This window comes from Methylophaga sp. OBS4 (genome assembly GCF_026319305.1).
GTDB lineage: Bacteria > Pseudomonadota > Gammaproteobacteria > Nitrosococcales > Methylophagaceae > Methylophaga.
In genome coordinates this window covers 66329-81777 of sequence record NZ_JAPDMV010000008.1, presented here as the reverse complement: position 1 = coordinate 81777, position 15449 = coordinate 66329, and the positions used below count along the sequence as shown (strand labels likewise).

Here is a 15449-nt window from a genome sequence, read left to right as displayed (position 1 = left end):
GGTGGATATGAAAGATAAACAGGCCCTAACAGAATAACCGATGCATCCGTCCCGCTGTTTTTATCCGGCGGTCATTGCCAATCTGGAGGTGTTAAATGAGTATTTTTGATCAGCGTGAATCCAATATCAGAGCTTATAGCCGCGTGTATCCGGTTGTGTTCGACAAGGCAATGAATGCACGGCAGACGGATGAAGAAGGCAACGAGTATATTGATTTTTTCGCCGGTGCCGGTGTGCTTAATTTCGGTCACAATAATGAGCGTATGACCAAGGCAGTGATCGAATATATTCAATCCGGTGGCGTAACACATGCACTGGATATGCAGACCACTGCCAAACGCCGCTTTATGGAACGCTTTGAAAAAGTCATTCTCAAACCCCGTAATATGACGCACAAGATGCAGTTTATCGGCCCCACGGGAACCAATGCGGTCGAGGCAGCGTTAAAACTGGCGCGCAGGGTTACCCAGCGTCAGGAAATCATGGCCTTTACCCGTGGTTTTCACGGGATGACACTGGGCTCACTGGCCGCCACTGCCAACCGTTATTTCAGAGGCGCTGCCGGTGTGCCGCTTAACCATGTTTCGCATCATCCGTTTGGCTGTAACAAGCCCTGTCTGGGCTGCGAATCCGGTTGTGGACTCGAGAGCCTGGAAAACCTGCGCGGTCTTTACCGTGATAGTTCCAGTGGTGTGACGCCGCCGGCCGCTTTCCTGCTGGAAACGATACAGGCCGAAGGCGGGGTGAATGTGGCTTCCAAAGAATGGTTGCAGGCTGTGGCCGCGCTGGCGAGTGAAGTAGGGGCCTTGCTGATTGTTGATGATATTCAGGTCGGCATGGGGCGTACCGGTTCGTTCTTCAGTTTTGATGATATGGATCTTGATCCGGATATCATCTGCCTGGCTAAGGGGATCGGCGGCATGGGCATACCGATGGCGATGAACCTGATTAAACCGGATGTAGATGAATACTGGGCTCCCGGTGAGCATACCGGTACGTTCCGCGGTCAGAGCCTGTCGTTTATCGCCGGTAGCGAGGCATTGAGTTATTTCGAAGACGGCAAACTGATGGCGGATGTGAAAGACAAAGCACAAGTGATGGCACAGGCTTTGGCACCGCTTGAAGAGCAGTTTCAACAGATTCAAATCAGGGGCAAAGGCATGATTCTGGGGCTGGACGTGTCCACAGGTGAACGTGCTAAGGCTATCGTCGATAACTGCTTTAAAGCCGGCCTGCTGATTGCCAGCTGTGGCACCGGCGGCCGGGTCGTCAAGTTGATACCGCCGCTTACTATTCCGGAGGATGATCTCAAAAAAGGTCTGCAAGTGTTGGTTGATACAACGCTGAAAGTAATGGAGGAAGCGGTATGAGACAGCGCGACGATATGACCTTTCCGTTTGAGGAATACGAACGCCGTCTGGGCGAATTGCGAATACGTATTGCGCAGCGGCATCTGGATGCGGTGGTGATAACCGATCCGGAAAATATTATGTATCTGACTGATTATCAGACCACCGGTTATTCTTTCTTCCAGGCGCTGGTGGTGCCGCTGGAGAAAGACCCGTTCATGATTACGCGGGCGATGGAAGAGTCCAATGTTATTGCCCGCACCTGGGTGGACAGAACCCGGCCTTATCCGGATACCGGTGATGCGATTCAAATGCTGGTTGATGCACTGCGTGAATTTGGGCTGGCTGATAAGCGCATTGGTTATGAACGTAACAGTTACTTTTTTCCAGCCTATCAACAGGATTTCGTTCATACCACCTTGACCGATGGCAAATTGCTCGACTGTTTCGGTATTGTTGAACAGGGCCGTATCCGTAAATCGCCGGTTGAAATTGAACTGATGCGCAAAGCGGCCGCCGCCACGGAAGCCGGTATGAAAGCCGGACTGGAAACGGCGGCCGCTGGCGTGACAGAAAATGAAATTGGTGCAGCCATCAGTGCCGAAATGTTCCGGGCCGGTGGCGAACCGCCCGCAGTAATGCCTTATGTGACATCCGGTCCACGCAGCATGATCGGTCATGCCACCTGGGAAGGGCGTAGCGTGCAGCCGGGCGAACATGTGTTTCTTGAAGTAGGCGGCTGCTACCGTCGTTATCACACGGCAATGATGCGCACGGTGGTGCTGGGTGAATTATCTGATTCCATGTATCAAGCGCAGGACAAAATGAATCAGGCTTTGAGCGCCGTGCATGACTATGTGCAACCAGGCATGACCGTGTCCGATGTTGATAATCTGGTGCGAAACATTATTTCTAACAACACGGTCGGCGCCAGACTGATTACCCGTTCCGGTTACTCTATCGGTATTGCCTTTCCTCCCAGCTGGGACGAAGGTTATATCCTCAGTTTGAAACAAGGCGAATCGACCATCCTGGAAGAAGGTATGACTTTCCATATCATTCCGTGGATGTGGGGCGTTGACGGTGACAAAACCTGCGGTATTTCCGACACTATTTTTATTACATCCGAAGGCTGCGAATCATTTTTCACGCTGGATCGTGACTTTACGGTCAAACCGGAACAGGCTGATAAAAAACTGGTGGCGTTCGGCAAAACACGAACAGACGAGCAAGCACAGCAGGAAGACAAGGATAAAAAAACTACCACAGCAAAGCAAAATAAATGAGGTCATCATGTTAACCGCAACCAATCCGTTTACCGGGGAAAAAATTAATAGTTACCCAGCGCTGGATAAAGCAGGCATTGATAACCGCATCGCGGCAGCAAACAGTGCTTTTCAGAGCTGGCGGTTTACCCCCATCCGCGAGCGCGGTGAAGTACTCAACGCTGTTGCCCGTTGTTTACGGGAGAACAAAACCGTTCTTGCCAGACTGATGGCAGAAGAAATGGGTAAGCCGGTAAAAGAAGGCATCCCGGAAGTAGAGAAAGCCGCGTTCTGCGCCGAGCACTATGCCGAGTTTGCGGAGCAATATCTGGCCCGTGAAGAACTGCCCTCCGATGCTTCGCTAAGTTATGTTTGTTACCAGCCTTTGGGCACCTTGCTCGGCATTTTGCCCTGGAATGCACCCTTGTGGCTGGCATTTCGTTATCTGGCGCCTGCACTAATGGCGGGTAACACCTGCGTGCTGAAACATGATCCTAATGTGCCCGGCTGTGCTGAGGCCATAGCTAATATATTCCGCGACGCAGGCGTGCCTGACAATATTATGGTTAATCTGCCGGTAGAAACAGCGCTGGTGGAAACGGCGATTCGTGATCCGCGGATTGCTGCTGTGTCTTTTACCGGTTCGGCGCACGCCGGTGCTAAAGTTGCGTCAATAGCTGCCTCGGAGATCAAACCGTCGGTGCTGGAACTGGGCGGGTCCGATCCCTTGATCGTTCTGGCTGATGCCGATTTGGAACAGGCTGCGGATATCGCCACTTTGTCGCGTATTATCAATGCCGGTCAGTCTTGTATTGCCGCCAAACGTATTATTGTTGAAGCCGCTGTTTATGATGACTTTATCGGTCGAGTTTTTAACCGCTTGCGAAAACTCAAACTGGGCGATCCTTGGGATGAAAACACCGATATTGGTCCGATTGCCCGCTTTGATTTACGTGAAAATCTGCATCGGCAAATCACGAATACTATTGAAGCAGGCGCCCGTTGTCTGCTGGGTGGAGAGATGCCGGAAGGAAACGGTTTCCATTACCCGGTGACTTTGCTTGTCGATGTGACCGCTGATATGTGTGCATTTCGTGAAGAAACTTTCGGCCCTGTCATGTCTGTGACCCGGGCAGCATCGGTTGAAGATGCCCTGGCTTTAGCTAACGATAGCGAGTTTGGTTTAGGTGCAGCGGTATGGACGGCGAACAGGGTGCTGGCGGAAGATCTGGCGCTGAAACTGGATGCTGGTCAGGTGGCCATTAACGGCATAGTCAAAACTGACCCGCGCCTGCCCAGCGGTGGTATTAAACGCTCCGGTTATGGTCGTGAGCTTGGCCCGCACGGCATCAAAGAGTTTGTGAACGCCAAGCAGGTGTGGATTAAATAATCCCTATGGCCTGTTAACGGAATTTACGCCGATACCATAACCAGCCACCGACAAGGGTGAGTGCGGTGGTTAAAAAGCCGGTGATAAAGACTAATAACCGGCCACTGAGGCCCAGTGCTTCACCGCTGTGCAAAGGAAACAGCCAGAACGATAACTGCGGCAGGAAACCCATCGTATTTAGTTGCTGCTGTGCCAGCACAGTACTGCTTTGCGGGTGCAGCCACAACATCGAACTGCCCGTCGTCTGACGAGGATCGCCAGGCTGTCTGAGGGTGATGCCGGCTGCCGGTGATATTTCAGTGGGCGGGCTGATTCGCATCCACTCGGCATCAGGCCAATATTGTTGCACGGCAGGTAGCCAGTTATCGGGATTGATAGGACTGTTCGGCTTGAAATCGACTTTCAATTGAGGCGGATGCGGTCTGGATAACAGGGTGTCAGTTTGAACATGGAAGATCATGCTGATGCCACTGATGATTAATACAACAAATACCGGCGTGGCTGTCAGGCCCATCAGAATATGCCATCTACGTAATTTGCCGATAAAGGGAGTCACCCGCTTGTTACGTGCCATTAACCAGTCCCATGCCGCCTTGCTTCTGGGCCAGCCGAGGTAAATACCGATAATCAGATTGATTAGAATCAGTATGGCCATAAAACCAAGGAACAGCTCTCCATACTCATCCATCAATAAAGTGAAATGGAGCAGGTAGATAAAGGAAGTAAAATAGTTGCCCCATTCACGGATACCGGTGACTTCAGCGGTGAACGGATCGATCAGCACTTCCAGGCGTTTGCCGTAATCGGGCGAACTTGATTCCATTTCGATATAAGCGGTATAGACGGCCTGATCATGGCGAGGTTTACGTAATGAGTTGATATGGCTGATGCCGGGCAAAGCCATCATCGCACTGTTTATGATGTCTGACACAGGCGCAGCTGTGTTACCGTGATTTTCCGTCAGCAGCAGCTCGGGATTGAGCCATTCATCGATAGCATGATCAAAGACGATCACTGACCCGCTGATGCTTTGCAGCAACAGCGGGATCAAAATAATCAGGCCAGAGATTTTGTGAAACTCAATCCAGAATTTTCGCATGCGCACAGATTAGCGGTTTCCGTTTAAAAGTCCAGCGAATATCCCAGGGTTACGGTACGGCCCCGGCCTTTGAAGTAGCGCTCATCCAGCGTGTTCGTCGTTTGTGAATAGTAGTCAAAATAGTCTTCGTTCAGCAGGTTGGCGAAAGCCAGATTAACGGTTCCTTTCGGCAGTTGATAGGCTAAAGACGCGTCTACCAGGGTGTAGCCGTCGAAATTGACTTCGTTTTTGCCTTCAGGCTCGTCGAAGTTGCGGTCAAAGTTGTAACTGGCCTGGATGAATGAAGACAGCTTCGGTGTCCAGCGCGCATTCCAGTTGGCGAGCAGGCGATTAGGCGGGATATTGTTGCCATCCAGATCGGTATCGGTTTTGCTATCATCATCCGAGTCATAACGCCCCCGAATATAGGAGTAGCTCAGCTCGACACGGTGATCATCATTGGCCTGAAGACCGAAGGTGGTTTCGACACCGCTGATCTCGGTTTTTTCACGCCGGACAAAATAGGTTCCGCCGATATTTTCCAGCCGTGATCCCAGATCCGAGTCGGATTCGTAGTAGCTGATTTCAAAGTCGACAGGTTGCCAGTTGATACGGATACCAACTTCACGATTGTCCGTGAGTATCGGTTGCAGATCGAGGAAATTATCCACGTCCTGACCCGGCGTGCCGATACCGCGCAACACACGGCCGACATCAGGCATGCCGAAGCCTTCAGAATAGTTGGCAAACACACTGAACCAGCTCAGCGGCGAGACAACTACACCGGCGTTGTAGAGTGTTTCGCTGAAGTCCGGGCTACCGCCTTCAACATCAACACCACCGGCCTTATTAGTGGACCAGATGGTATGAAAACTGTCGGTATCCAGCTTGGCTTTTTCATGTCGAACACCGGCATTCAAAACCAGCATTTCCACCGGTTTAAACTGGGCCTGCAGGAAGGGCGCATAGTTCTTGAAGGTGGTTTCCGGCACCCAACTGCGGTTGGTCACGGCCAGTTCCTGTTCGGTCATATCATGCAAAATATCCATGCCCGCGGTCAGGGTGAGTTTGTCATCCAGCAGATCGTCTTTGCTGAAGGTAAATTTGGCGCCTTTTTTGATTGATCGGGTTTGGGACTGATCAAACAGCGTGCCTTCAGGTGCGATAGAGGGATCCTGGAATGATGCAAAGGTACCGCCGCCGAACATGGCTTCAAATTTCTGACGATAGGCATGGGCGGTAAAATGGGTGCCGAGCAAATCATAATTCTCGTACTTGGCACTGGTTGTCAAAACGCGGTTGCGTGGGGCATCACCGGGCAGATGGCCAGGGGTAGAGGTAGCAGGAGTTTTCATGCTGCGATCACCGGGTATATTGATCCAGTCATTATCGCCATCAAGCTGATAGCGGTTAACTTGGACTTGAACATTCTGATTATCATCCAGCCAGTAGCCCAGCTTGCCGAACAGATCATAGCTGCGTGAAGCCATAATATCGCCCTGGGTATTGTCAACGGCAATCTCTCTGCCATCGGCATCCAGAAACATGCCTTGTTTTTCATAACTCAGGCCCAGCGAATATTCGAAATTATTCTGGCTGCCACGCAGTCCGTAGCTTGTGCGATAGCCAAGCGTGTCGTCACCGACTTCACTGGTTGGCATGGTGACTTGAACATTCATATTCTGATCGAACTTGTTGCTGGTCGGGCGGCGGGTAATAAAGTTGATAATACCGCCGGTCGCGCCCAGACCATGAATGGCGCTGGCACCATGGATCACCTCGATACGTTCCACCATAGACAGGTCGATGGTATGACCATCTCGCTGTGAATCACGCAAGGGGTTGGATTGTGGCACGCCGTCGATTAGAAATAAGGGCGCACGGCCACGGAAGGTTTCACCGGCACTGCTTAGTTTCTGTCTGGCAGGGGTGAATGAAGGCAGCAAACTGCTCAACACTTGTGAAGCATCAGGCGAGATTTTCAGTTGTTGCTCTATTTGCTCGCGATTGATCACGGTCACGACCTGGGGGGAGTCTTTCAACTTTGTGTCTGAGCGTGTAGAGGTAATAACCATTTCATCCAGCTCTACGACCGGATCTGCCATAACGGGCATTGCTGAGCATATGACAGGAACAATGATTAGACTACGATAAGCCAGGGGTTTTAACTTCACCATATTCTCCGATTGATTGATTTGTGGAATAGTCAGGAATAATAATGCAAATGATAACGCTTATCAATAATGTTTTTAGGGGAGGGGCATGCAACCATGCGATATTTCACGTCGATATTAAGAAGGAGGTACTGACAAAGTCAGGCTGAGCAAGCTGTTGAGCTCAATATAAAGTATGTTGCTGTTTGATTTTATGATTGAGTGCTTGTTGCAGTGAATGGCAGCAAATCTTGTGTGATGACAGGCTCAGTGTATGGCCTTATTTATGCCCGCTAGCAGGCCTATCCAATTATTCAGGTGTGCTGTTATGGTCGTCCGTTTTTAGTTTATTGATTGGTGATCTCCTTGCAGGTACGTGAATTCATAATGGAAGCGAGTCATTCTCGCTGTAAACGCCAACGTGCAAACCATCGGAGTCATTAATGGCTACATCAAAGTTAATCGGTCGGCAGCAGATTTCACAATCTTCTATGTAATCCTGATGGGGGACTGAGCAGTCGATTACGACGCTAAACGGTTCACCGCAATACGGGCAGACGATTTCATATTCTTCCAAAGCGTGCAGCATTTCGTTTCCTCCGCTATTGGAACCACGTTCATCTCTATGCTAAACCATAAATCTCCTGCTTTGGGAAGATTTATTCATTTATTCAACATGATTTTATCGCTGCTTTAATCTGCTGGCCGCCTACTCTTGTTTCCGCTGTTGACAACATTGTTAACCTGATTATAATGATATGATATATCGTAAATATAAAAAGAGACGGAAATGAAAGATAAACTGGGTATGGCCTGTACCGGAGTGTGCATGATTCATTGTTTGATAACACCGGTTCTTTTAACGTTGGGCGCCACCGGATTATTTTGGGAAGTACTGCAAAGTGAGCGAGTGCATCAAGTTTTAGTGTTTCCGGTAGTGTTGATTGCCAGCCTGAGTTTTCCGTTTTCCTATCTGAAGCATCGTGTGTTGCTGCCATCATTACTGGGTGGCGGGGGAGCATTTTTAATTGTGATGGCTGTATTTGCCGGTGAAGAAAATGAATTCGTTATGACCGTCACGGGCGGTATGTTATTGCTGATGGCGCATGGCTGGAATCACGCTCTCAACAAACGTTTTAACCGGCCAGTGTTAGCACAGGAAAGAACGTCATCATGATAATGGATAAGGAAGTGACCGTGTTGGCAGGGATCTACGATAACAATGTGAATCTGGCGATTTGGCAGCGCGAAACTCCAGAGGCGCTATCGGCCTATGCCGTCTTTTTATTAAGTGCTTTTCCTGGTTTTGATATACGAACAGTGGTGAAACCGGCGGAGATCGATGATCTGCTGAGTCATAAATTGCCTGAATATCAATACAAACGGGATTTTATCGCTGATGTAACTTCGCTGTGCGAAATGTTCTGCGATCTGTTTGATTTAAAACAGTTGGGACTGAGACTTGGTCTGGTTGATACTGCCATGTGTCCACGCTTTCATACCGATCATTTGCCCTGTCGGCTGGTGACCACATATATTGGTGCCGGCAGTCAATGGCTTGTCGAACCGGCGGTGGATCGCAGCAAATTAGGTGCGGGTGCCAACGGGTTGCCGGATCATGCGTCAGGCATTTACCTCGATGAAGGTGAAATAAGGCAACTGCAGGCCGGAGAGGTGGCGTTGTTAAAAGGCACGCAATGGGCGGGCAATGAACAAACCGCGATTGTGCACCGTTCCCCGCATATTGCAGCAGGCGATAAACGCCTATTGTTAACGCTGGATTTTGCAGATTGACAAGGATTTAATGTGTATTTTTACCGGACAGCCTTATTATTTTTCTTGATAACTGCCACGGCGCTCGCAGCAGAGCAAGGGCATAAAGCGCATCGTCAGCCTCATGTGCATGGACAGGCACAACTGCATATTGTGCAGCAACAATCGCAGTTATTAATTGAACTGAATACACCAGCGATGAATATTTTCGGTTTTGAGCATGTGCCAAACAGTAAACAGCAGCAAAAACAGGTGGATACGGTATTATCATCATTGCACGATGAAGAAACGGCATTCGCGATAACAGGCGGTGGCTGTATGCTGGAAACGATTACCGTGGAGGATCCATTCAGTCACACGCTTGATGATGCCGAACCGGCGAAAGCCGGAAGCGAGCATGCAGAGGTCACAGTGTTGTACACTTTTCTGTGTAAGCAGCCTGACAGCTTGCAGGCAATTGATATCAGATTATTTGATGCCTTTAACCATATTGAACATATCCAGGCACAATGGGTGCTTAACGCCAAACAGGGCGGCGCCAGGTTTAATCGCCGCGACCATCTGTTAAAAGTGAACTAAGATGTCAAAAACCAAGATCGACAAAATCATTCGTAAAGCCGAACACAGCTGTGAGCAAGCCGGCGCGCGTTTGACGGCTAAACGTAAAAATGTGTTGAGTTCATTATTACGTGCATCAATGCCGTTATCGGCCTATGAGATTGCTGAACACTACAAAGCTGACTTTGATGATGCTATCCCGGTGATGTCGATATACCGGATGCTCGATTTTCTGTCACAAGAAAATCTGGTGCACAAACTGGACTCTACTAATAAATACGTGGCCTGTTCTCATATTGCTTGTGATCATGCGCATGAAATTCCGCAGTTTCTGATCTGTGACACTTGCCATAATGTACGTGAAATCGGTGTTAAAAAGGACATTATTGAAGCCTTACGTGATAGTGTCGCCAGTGCTGGTTTTCAGCTTGGCAGTCCACAATTGGAACTGCACGGCCTTTGCGAAAACTGTCGTTAAACCCGATTCTTCGGCTGACGTTTATTCCTGATACGGAATAACATTGGTCACCGACATGCTATAAGCCGATGTTGCCATCTCATTTTCAGTAACGGTGGTGTGCAGCGTTCCTTCCAGCCAGTATGGATCATAAATCGAATCAATTTTCATGCCTTGTTCAAAACTGGCATAGACGATTTGATTGGGCGGTGGTGGTGGCACATGGATACAGGCACCGAAATAGGGGACCAGAAAAAAACGGGTGACAATTTGCCCGGCGTTTATTTCTATAGGCACAATAAAACCGGGCAACCGGACCAGCTGGTTATCATATTCATCGCGTACCCGGGTCGAGATTAACGCCTGTTGATAACGGCTGTCGCCTGCCTGACTCAAGGCATCGGACAAGGCATTGCTTATCTGATCAGCTTCCGAACCGTCTTCAATATTGTTCAAAGCTTCCGGGGGATTAAGCAAGGCTTGCAGATCTGCTTCAGGTAATAAATCGGTCCACTCAATTTGTTGATATGACGATTTTGTGGACTCGGCCATTACCAGCAGTGGGAATATGGTAAGCATCAGCAGAAGTGCTGTCGGCCGGCCAGGCAATAAGGTGTGAAATAGAGACCTTTTCACAATGTCTTCTGGCGGGGTTAAACGAGTAAGGATCTCAAAGAAAGACATAACATTCCTGATGCAGATGAAATATTAAATGTTATGTTATAACATTTAGTTCAATGTTTGAAGCAGACAGGAAAACCAGCATCAATGCAAAGCCAGACAAAAGAGAGCGTAATAGAGATCAGCGATGTGCATTTCCGTTATCCCGGAAAATCAGCAGCAGATGTAATCCGGATTCCGCAGTGGCAGGTCCAAAAAAATGAGCGGCTGTTTATTTACGGTCCTTCGGGATCGGGTAAATCTACTTTGCTTAATTTACTGGCCGGTATCCTGCAACCGCAACAAGGGCAGATCACGTTATTGGGACAAACTTTTTCCGCCCTTAATAATCATCGTCGTGATATGTTCCGCGCCCGTCATCTGGGCATGGTTTTTCAGCAGTTCAATCTGATTCCCTATCTCAGTGTATTGGACAATATTCAACTGGCTGCTCATTTTGGCGATAGTAAGGCGGAAACGGTCAATATACGGCTGCAGGCTTTATTCAGTGGTTTACAGCTGGATCTGCAATTGCTTTCCCGTCGTGCGGATAAACTCAGTGTCGGTCAGCAGCAACGGGCCGCCATTGCCAGGGCATTGATTAACCATCCTGAGATTCTGATTGTCGATGAACCGACATCGGCGCTGGATAGTGATGCCCGGCAAGGGTTTCTATCGTTATTACTGGACCTGGTTGAGGAAAATCAGAGCACGTTGCTTTTTGTCAGCCATGATCGCTCGCTGGCGCATAACTTCTCTCGCCAGATCGATATGCAGATGTTGAACCGGGTAGAGGCATCCCTGTCATGATGCTCAAGCTGGCCTGGAAAAGTCTGTGGGAACGTCGCGGCAGTGTAGCGTTGACAGTGTTGATGATCGCCGTCAGCGTATTTGTATTGCTCAGCGTGGAAACGGTGCGTTATCAGGCCAAGAGTAGTTTCAGCAAAACGGTTTCCGGGGTGGATTTGATCGTTGGCGCCCGCAGCGGCGAGTTGAATTTGTTGTTGTATTCGGTATTCCATATCGGTCATGCCAGCAATAATATTTCCTGGCGCAGTTATCAGGACATTGCAGCCAATGCCGATGTGGCGTGGACGATTCCTTTATCCTTGGGCGATTCGCACCGGGGCTACCGGGTCATCGGCACTACTGACGATTTGTTCCGTTTTTTCAAATATGGCGATAAACAAGCACTGACGTTTACTGCCGGTCAGCCGTTTACGGCGATTTATGATGCGGTCATCGGTGCTGAGGTGGCAGCACAGCTCGGTTATCAAACCGGAGATGAGTTAATTTTATCGCATGGCCAGTCGCAAACCAGTTTCAGCCGCCATGACGACAAACCATTTACTGTCAGCGGCATTCTTGCTGCTACCGGCACGCCGATTGATAAAACGATTTATGTGAGTTTGGCCGGCATAGAAGCGATTCACCTTAACTGGCACAGCGGGGTCAACCTGTCTGCCTATACGCCGGCTGAGCAGATGTTAACTGCACAACAACTAGTGCCACAGTCGATCACTGCTTTTATGCTCGGTTTGGAATCAAAGCTGGCTACCTTCAAGTTGCAAAGACAAATCAATGATTATCAACAGGAAGCGTTACAGGCAATTTTGCCCGGCGCTACCTTATTTGCCTTGTGGCAGATGATGGAGGATGTAGAAAACTTGTTGTTGCTGATTTCAGTATTGGTATTGGCCGGTGCTTTGTTTGGCATGAGCAACATGTTGCTGGTATCAATGCGGGAACGGCGCTATGAACTGGCTATCTTAAGGGCAATAGGGGCCGGACCCTGGTTGATATTTGTATTGCTGCAATTGGAAGCGATGATTATTACGCTATTGGGCATTGCTCTCGCAGGACTGGCATTGTGGCTGGCAACAGGTTTGTTGCAGGATACGTTGAGCGCGCAATACGGGCTTTTTATCAGCGGCAATCCCATCAATATCGCTATTGTCCGCGATATGGGGTTAATTATGCTGGTAAGTGTGGCGGTGGCGTTAATACCGTCGCTCAGCGCCTATCGTTACTCCTTATATACCAAGCTGAGCGCTAACCGCTAGGGTTTGTAATTCAAACAAATGACGTTTATCGCCCAGGCCGATACCTGTGGCGATAATTGTAAAGCCCAGCTGCTGGTAAAACCTGAGCAGAGCAGGGTAGTGATCGACTGCGTCCAGTTGCAGACTGGCCTGCCCGACTTGATTAACACAATGTTGCATCAGTAATTTGCCATAACCCTGTCCCTGACAGCCGGGGTTAACAGCCAGTTGCGTGATATAGAAATCCGCATCCGGTGCGTCTGGCCAGCAATCATCATAATAATCGGCTTTTTCTCTGCCCAGCGCGATACATCCCAGAACTTGTTGATCCCGCTCCAGGATGAATACCTGTTTGTTTTTCATGTTTTCGAGCACTTGCTCCTCATCATAAACCCCCTGCCAGTGATGCATATTCTGCTGACTCATGGACTCAGCACAACTGAGCAGGAGTCGGGTCAGAGCAGGAATATCTGAATGGAGGGCTTTACGGATGATGGGATTCATACAAGACTGACCACGATACTGGCGCTGACGCACCAGACCACAATTATTAATGGAGACAGCCGCGCGAACTGTAACAGTAAAAAACCGGTCAGCGCGATAATAAAATCAGAAATATGATCGACGACGCTGACCCAGAGCGGATCATATAAAGCAGCTGCCAGCAACCCGACGACTGCGGCATTAACGCCTGCCACCGCGCTGGCAGCAGCGGGATAGTTAAGCAGATTCTTCCACAATGGCAATATGGCGGCTACCAGCAAGAATCCCGGCAGGAATATCGCCAGCAACGCCACCAGGGCGCCTGACAAACCACCGTTATCACCCGGCAGCATCGCGCCCAGATAGGCTGCAACAGAAAACAAAGGGCCCGGCACGGCCTGCGCGGCGCCGTAGCCGGCCAGATATTCATCAGCAGCCACCCAGCCGGGAGCAACAACGGTATTTTCCAGCAATGGCAATACCACATGACCACCGCCAAATACTAAAGCCCCTGCCTGATAAAAGGCTTCAACGACTGCCAGCAGACTGCTACTGTCAGCCAACAATGGTAAGCCTAACAAAAGCACAGTAAAGATAGCCAGCAACAGCCAGGCGAGGTGCTTGCCATAGTTTAATTTCAGCTCGGCAACCGGCATAAGCTGTTGATCGCGACAGACAACCAAACCGGCAACAGCACCTGCGACCACGACCAGCAATTGGATCAGTGGCTGATTGACCAGCAGCAGGAGGACAACAGAAACCAGTGCAATCAACAGACGCTGAAGATCCGGGCATAACTGTCTGGCCATCAGCAATACCGCCTGAGCAACAACGGATAATGCCACCAGTTTCAAGCCATGGATAGCCGCGTCACTGATCGTGCCGGAAACAACAGGCAGTAATTGAGCAAAAATAAACAACAGGATGGCGGAGGGCAGGGTAAAAGCGACAAAAGCAGCAATGGCACCCAACCAGCCGGCTCTGAGCAATCCCAGTGTAAACCCCATCTGACTACTGGCAGGACCAGGTAAAAATTGACATAAGACCAGTAACTGGGTGAACTGTTCTTCCGTCAGCCACCGGCGTTTTTCGACAAATGCATGACGATAATACGCAATATGAGCGATTGGCCCGCCAAAAGAGGTGAGGCCAAGCTTGAGGAAGGCGATAAATACTTCAAAAACGGAACCTGTGGTTTTCATCAGGGCAATAGTTGTCTGTCTGTTTCAGTCAGACTGCATTATGCTGGCTGTAGCTAAGATTGCAAGAACACTAAGCCTGAGGCACCCATTCAGTCCGGGGGGCCGGCCGGGGCTGGTGCAAGCGGGCCCATACTTTTTCATGGATGTAGAAAGCGGCGGTATTAATCGCCGGTTCTACCAAGGCCATGGCGCCGCCGACAACTATACTGCCGGTCATGATATAACCCACAGTGAAAGCGACAGTGAAGTGGACCGCTGCGAAACTGATTGTCTTAATCATGATATTGTCCTTTCAATAATTCTGAATACATGTCTGTTTGATAATAATTATCATTTACCTTTAATGATTGGTAAAACAAATAAAATCAATGATTACGATTGATAAAACACAAAATAAAAAAATCGTTTTAATCGATTGCTTTTATTTGAATAAATCGTTTTACAGATTAGCTGAGGTGAGCTAGATTAGAGGCAACTTCGACAGCGCGAATCAATGTTTTGCGATGTTGGCTAGGCAGGTTTGCAACGATACACAAGGAGGCACGTAGTATGAGTACCATCGATATCGGTATTAACAAACAGGACAGACAGGATATTGCTGAAGGCCTGAAACGCTTGCTGGCTGATTCATACACCCTGTATTTACAAACCCACAACTTTCACTGGAATGTCACCGGTCCGCAGTTTCGTGAACTGCACCTGATGTTCGAGGAGCATTACACAGAACTGGCCACAGCGGTGGATGAAATCGCAGAGCGCATTCGTACTCTGGGTATCGCCGCCCCCGGCACCTATAAAACCTTTGCTGAGCTCAGTAGCATTAAGGAAGTTGAAGGTGTACCCAAGGCTGCGGAAATGGTGGTCACGTTGACCCATGGTCATGAGCAGGTGGTCAAAACCTGCCGCGATGTATTGAAACTGGCTCAGGAGGCTGATGACGAGTCTTCAGTAGCATTGATATCAGACCGCATGCGCGTTCATGAGAAAACTGCATGGATGTTGCGGGCCATGCAGTAATCCTGTAACGAAAAGCAGAAAC

At 49.3% G+C, this 15449-nt stretch carries 17 protein-coding genes; 10 read left to right on the top strand and 7 right to left on the bottom strand.

From position 1 onward, the window contains the following. The first annotated feature begins 95 nt into the window (after positions 1-95). From OMP95_RS03875 to OMP95_RS03865, 3 genes are read left to right on the top strand one after another with little or no spacing between them, the layout of a single operon-like run. Positions 96-1370, top strand: a complete 1275-nt coding sequence (locus tag OMP95_RS03875; RefSeq protein WP_266326138.1) for an aspartate aminotransferase family protein — start codon at positions 96-98, stop codon at positions 1368-1370. After that, entirely contained in the window at positions 1367-2635 is a 1269-nt protein-coding gene (gene doeA / locus OMP95_RS03870; RefSeq protein ID WP_266326136.1) for an ectoine hydrolase, read from the top strand. Before OMP95_RS03875 ends, doeA begins: the two co-directional genes overlap by 4 nt. Positions 2636-2642: 7 nt before the next feature. Then, entirely contained in the window at positions 2643-4004 is a 1362-nt protein-coding gene (locus OMP95_RS03865; protein ID WP_266326134.1) for an NAD-dependent succinate-semialdehyde dehydrogenase, read from the top strand. Positions 4005-4017: 13 nt separating this feature from the next. Here OMP95_RS03865 and OMP95_RS03860 read toward each other — a convergent pair whose 3' ends face one another. The 3 genes from OMP95_RS03860 to OMP95_RS03850 all read right to left on the bottom strand — a co-directional run bounded on the left by OMP95_RS03860 (position 4018) and on the right by OMP95_RS03850 (position 7824). After that, positions 4018-5103: a PepSY-associated TM helix domain-containing protein gene (locus OMP95_RS03860; protein ID WP_266326142.1), complete on the bottom strand. Its 1086-nt coding sequence runs from the start codon at positions 5101-5103 to the stop codon at positions 4018-4020. A 23-nt stretch (positions 5104-5126) separates the two neighbouring features. Then, complete coding sequence (locus tag OMP95_RS03855) at positions 5127-7187, bottom strand: TonB-dependent receptor (protein ID WP_266326132.1); 2061 nt, start codon at positions 7185-7187, stop codon at positions 5127-5129. A 430-nt stretch (positions 7188-7617) separates the two neighbouring features. Further along, a complete protein-coding gene (locus tag OMP95_RS03850; RefSeq protein ID WP_266326130.1) occupies positions 7618-7824 on the bottom strand; it encodes a CPXCG motif-containing cysteine-rich protein in 207 nt (68 codons plus the stop codon). 201 nt (positions 7825-8025) lie between these two features. Between OMP95_RS03850 and OMP95_RS03845 the strand changes: the two genes are divergently transcribed. The 4 genes from OMP95_RS03845 to OMP95_RS03830 are packed head-to-tail and all read left to right on the top strand — an operon-like array spanning position 8026 to position 10044. Then, positions 8026-8412 (top strand): MerC domain-containing protein, encoded by a 387-nt coding sequence (locus tag OMP95_RS03845; RefSeq protein WP_266326128.1) that lies wholly within the window; start codon positions 8026-8028, stop codon positions 8410-8412. Next, on the top strand, positions 8409-9029 hold the full coding sequence (locus OMP95_RS03840) for a DUF1826 domain-containing protein (protein WP_266326126.1): 621 nt from the start codon (positions 8409-8411) through the stop codon (positions 9027-9029). Before OMP95_RS03845 ends, OMP95_RS03840 begins: the two co-directional genes overlap by 4 nt. 12 nt (positions 9030-9041) lie before the next feature. After that, positions 9042-9587 (top strand): ZrgA family zinc uptake protein, encoded by a 546-nt coding sequence (locus OMP95_RS03835; protein WP_266326124.1) that lies wholly within the window; start codon positions 9042-9044, stop codon positions 9585-9587. Between the two features lies 1 nt (position 9588). Next, positions 9589-10044: a Fur family transcriptional regulator gene (locus OMP95_RS03830; RefSeq protein WP_266326122.1), complete on the top strand. Its 456-nt coding sequence runs from the start codon at positions 9589-9591 to the stop codon at positions 10042-10044. 21 nt (positions 10045-10065) lie between these two features. Here the strand turns inward: OMP95_RS03830 and OMP95_RS03825 are convergent, their stop codons facing one another. Next, positions 10066-10602: a DUF3299 domain-containing protein gene (locus OMP95_RS03825; RefSeq protein ID WP_266326120.1), complete on the bottom strand. Its 537-nt coding sequence runs from the start codon at positions 10600-10602 to the stop codon at positions 10066-10068. Between the two features lie 189 nt (positions 10603-10791). Here OMP95_RS03825 and OMP95_RS03820 point away from each other — a divergent pair, with 189 nt between their 5' ends. Together OMP95_RS03820 and OMP95_RS03815 are read left to right on the top strand one after the other, a co-directional pair. After that, positions 10792-11493 carry an ABC transporter ATP-binding protein gene (locus tag OMP95_RS03820; RefSeq protein WP_266326118.1) on the top strand — a complete coding sequence of 234 codons (702 nt, stop codon included), beginning with the start codon at positions 10792-10794 and terminating at the stop codon, positions 11491-11493. Continuing rightward, complete coding sequence (locus tag OMP95_RS03815; RefSeq protein WP_266326116.1) at positions 11490-12746, top strand: ABC transporter permease; 1257 nt, start codon at positions 11490-11492, stop codon at positions 12744-12746. Before OMP95_RS03820 ends, OMP95_RS03815 begins: the two co-directional genes overlap by 4 nt. Here the strand turns inward: OMP95_RS03815 and OMP95_RS03810 are convergent. The 3 genes from OMP95_RS03810 to OMP95_RS03800 form a co-directional block, all read right to left on the bottom strand. Next, positions 12717-13229, bottom strand: a complete 513-nt coding sequence (locus OMP95_RS03810) for a GNAT family N-acetyltransferase (protein WP_266326114.1) — start codon at positions 13227-13229, stop codon at positions 12717-12719. The genes OMP95_RS03815 and OMP95_RS03810 overlap by 30 nt on opposite strands. Continuing rightward, positions 13226-14410 (bottom strand): chromate efflux transporter, encoded by a 1185-nt coding sequence (chrA, locus tag OMP95_RS03805; protein WP_266326112.1) that lies wholly within the window; start codon positions 14408-14410, stop codon positions 13226-13228. Before chrA ends, OMP95_RS03810 begins: the two co-directional genes overlap by 4 nt. 70 nt (positions 14411-14480) lie before the next feature. Further along, entirely contained in the window at positions 14481-14690 is a 210-nt protein-coding gene (locus tag OMP95_RS03800) for a DUF2061 domain-containing protein (RefSeq protein WP_266326109.1), read from the bottom strand. A 269-nt stretch (positions 14691-14959) separates the two neighbouring features. Here OMP95_RS03800 and OMP95_RS03795 point away from each other — a divergent pair, with 269 nt between their 5' ends. Further along, complete coding sequence (locus tag OMP95_RS03795; RefSeq protein WP_266326107.1) at positions 14960-15427, top strand: Dps family protein; 468 nt, start codon at positions 14960-14962, stop codon at positions 15425-15427. Positions 15428-15449: the final 22 nt, after the last annotated feature.

Bases quoted from the DNA above. Each gene is read 5' to 3' on its own strand.
- OMP95_RS03830 (WP_266326122.1), top strand. From the start codon at position 9,589: ATGTCAAAAACCAAGATCGACAAAATCATTCGTAAAGCCGAACACAGC.
- OMP95_RS03875 (WP_266326138.1), top strand. From the start codon at position 96: ATGAGTATTTTTGATCAGCGTGAATCCAATATCAGAGCTTATAGCCGC.
- OMP95_RS03840 (WP_266326126.1), top strand. From the start codon at position 8,409: ATGATAATGGATAAGGAAGTGACCGTGTTGGCAGGGATCTACGATAAC.
- OMP95_RS03800 (WP_266326109.1), bottom strand. From the start codon at position 14,690: ATGATTAAGACAATCAGTTTCGCAGCGGTCCACTTCACTGTCGCTTTC.
- OMP95_RS03855 (WP_266326132.1), bottom strand. From the start codon at position 7,187: ATGGCAGATCCGGTCGTAGAGCTGGATGAAATGGTTATTACCTCTACA.
- OMP95_RS03850 (WP_266326130.1), bottom strand. From the start codon at position 7,824: ATGCTGCACGCTTTGGAAGAATATGAAATCGTCTGCCCGTATTGCGGT.
- OMP95_RS03825 (WP_266326120.1), bottom strand. From the start codon at position 10,602: ATGCTTACCATATTCCCACTGCTGGTAATGGCCGAGTCCACAAAATCG.
- OMP95_RS03815 (WP_266326116.1), top strand. From the start codon at position 11,490: ATGATGCTCAAGCTGGCCTGGAAAAGTCTGTGGGAACGTCGCGGCAGT.
- OMP95_RS03810 (WP_266326114.1), bottom strand. From the start codon at position 13,229: ATGAATCCCATCATCCGTAAAGCCCTCCATTCAGATATTCCTGCTCTG.
- doeA (WP_266326136.1), top strand. From the start codon at position 1,367: ATGAGACAGCGCGACGATATGACCTTTCCGTTTGAGGAATACGAACGC.
- OMP95_RS03820 (WP_266326118.1), top strand. From the start codon at position 10,792: ATGCAAAGCCAGACAAAAGAGAGCGTAATAGAGATCAGCGATGTGCAT.
- chrA (WP_266326112.1), bottom strand. From the start codon at position 14,410: ATGAAAACCACAGGTTCCGTTTTTGAAGTATTTATCGCCTTCCTCAAG.
- OMP95_RS03860 (WP_266326142.1), bottom strand. From the start codon at position 5,103: ATGCGAAAATTCTGGATTGAGTTTCACAAAATCTCTGGCCTGATTATT.
- OMP95_RS03845 (WP_266326128.1), top strand. From the start codon at position 8,026: ATGAAAGATAAACTGGGTATGGCCTGTACCGGAGTGTGCATGATTCAT.
- OMP95_RS03795 (WP_266326107.1), top strand. From the start codon at position 14,960: ATGAGTACCATCGATATCGGTATTAACAAACAGGACAGACAGGATATT.
- OMP95_RS03865 (WP_266326134.1), top strand. From the start codon at position 2,643: ATGTTAACCGCAACCAATCCGTTTACCGGGGAAAAAATTAATAGTTAC.